The sequence below is a fragment of the Roseisolibacter sp. H3M3-2 genome (assembly GCF_029211165.1).
Taxonomy (GTDB): domain Bacteria; phylum Gemmatimonadota; class Gemmatimonadetes; order Gemmatimonadales; family Gemmatimonadaceae; genus Roseisolibacter.
Genome location: NZ_JARGEK010000616.1, coordinates 1 through 1,602 on the forward strand (window position 1 = coordinate 1; position 1,602 = coordinate 1,602).

The 1,602-nt window shown below is 76.1% G+C and carries 2 protein-coding genes and 1 pseudogene; all 3 read right to left on the reverse strand.

Going from position 1 to position 1,602, the window contains the following annotated elements; genetic code table 11:
* Positions 1 to 287, reverse strand: a pseudogene (locus PYV61_RS25135) (hypothetical protein); the annotation flags it as partial.
* Positions 288 to 324: 37 nt separating this feature from the next.
* Positions 325 to 1,065, reverse strand: a complete 741-nt coding sequence (locus PYV61_RS25140) for a response regulator (RefSeq protein WP_275836626.1) — start codon at positions 1,063 to 1,065, stop codon at positions 325 to 327.
* 74 nt (positions 1,066 to 1,139) lie between these two features.
* The coding region (locus PYV61_RS25145) for a HAMP domain-containing sensor histidine kinase (RefSeq protein ID WP_275836627.1) at positions 1,140 to 1,602 on the reverse strand (463 nt) is incomplete at its 5' end.

Sequence of the window (1,602 nt, forward strand, 5' to 3'; positions counted from 1 at the left end):
GGCGGGGGCGGCGGCGCGGGCGCGGCGGCGGGCGGCCCGTCCATCGCCTGCTCGAGCAGCGCGCACACCTCGGCGAACGCCGCCGCCGGGTCGGGCGCGGTGCCGTCGGCGAGCGGCTTCAGCACGCGCACGGCGCGCGCGACGGTCGGCTGGATCGCGATCGGCACCTTGTTGCCGAACGCGAGGTCGGCGAGCGCCTCGCGGATGCGCGCGAACTCGTCCCGGTCCTCGGGCTCGAGCTGCAGCAGCAGGGTGACGGCGTCGTCGAGCGTGAACTCGGAGGACATCGGGCGGGACTCTGGAAAAGGTTGCGGACGGCGGCGGTCAGCGGCCGCCGGCCGCGGCGGCGAAGAACTGGGAGCTGCGGCTCTGGAGCGCCTGCTCGAAGGCGGCCAGCTCGATGACGAGCGCGGCGTGCAGGTCGGAGACGTCCTCGGTCGTGGCGCGCCCCGACCACAGGAAGTCGACCAGCTGCACGGTGCGGATGGCGCCGACGTTGAGGGCGGCGCCGCGCACGCGCAGCACCTGCGCGCCCAGCTCCGACATCCCCGTCTCCTCGACCGTCGAGCGCCCGTCGCGGATGCGGCCGAGCGTCTGCACGAGCTCCGCGAGGTGGTCGCGGGCGAGGACGAGGAGGGGCTGGAAGGTGCGGCTGTCGACGCGCAGGCGCTTGATCATCTCGCGCCAGCTCTCCCACCGCGCCGGCGCGCGCTTCAGCGCGCGGTCGATGCGGGTGGCGAAGGCGTCGACGTTGATCGGCTTCTTCACGAAGTCGACGGCGCCCAGGGCGAGCGCGCGCTCGACGGTCTTGGCGTCGGCGTTGGCGGTGCAGAACATCACGGGGATGTCCTGCAGGTGCGGCCGGACGAGGATCTGCTCGATGAGCTCCAGGCCGTGCATGTCCGGGAGCATCAGGTCGGCGATGATCAGGTCCACCGGCTGCCGCGCGACCTGCTCGAGCGCCTCGGCCCCGTCGTGCGCGACCACGTGCGCATGGCGGAGCCGCTTGAGCAGCGCCGTCATGATGTGGCACGTCACGAGGTCGTCTTCGATGAGCAGGATCACGGCGGGCTCCGGGTGCGCGGCGGCCGCGGACGCGGCGCCTCTGCTGCCCAGTATCGGCCGCTGCGCCGGGGCTGTTAACCCGCGGGGCGTGACGGGAGCGTCAGCGTGAACGTGCTCCCCGCGCCGTGCGCGCTCTCCGCCGCGACGTCGCCGCCGAGCCGCGCGGCGGCCGCGCGCGCGGTCGCGAGCCCGAGCCCCGTCCCGCCGGCCGGCAGCTGCTCGTCGGGGGCGAGGCGGTCCCACGGCGTGAACAGCCGCGCGCGCTGCGCGTCGGTCAGCCCCGGCCCCGTGTCGACGACGTCGAGCGCCGCGCCGCCGTCGCCGTGCGCGCGCGCGACGAGCCGCACGCCGCCGCGCCGCGGGTGCCGCACGGCGTTCCCCGCCAGGTCGAGGAGCACCTGCCGCGCCAGCGTCGCGTCGGTCGCGACGGTCGCCGGCGCGTCGTCCCGCACCTCGACGGCGAGCGACAGCCCGCGCGCGTGCGCCAGCGGCGCGAGCGTGCGCGCCACGCCGCCGAGCCGCTCCGCGACGAAGCGC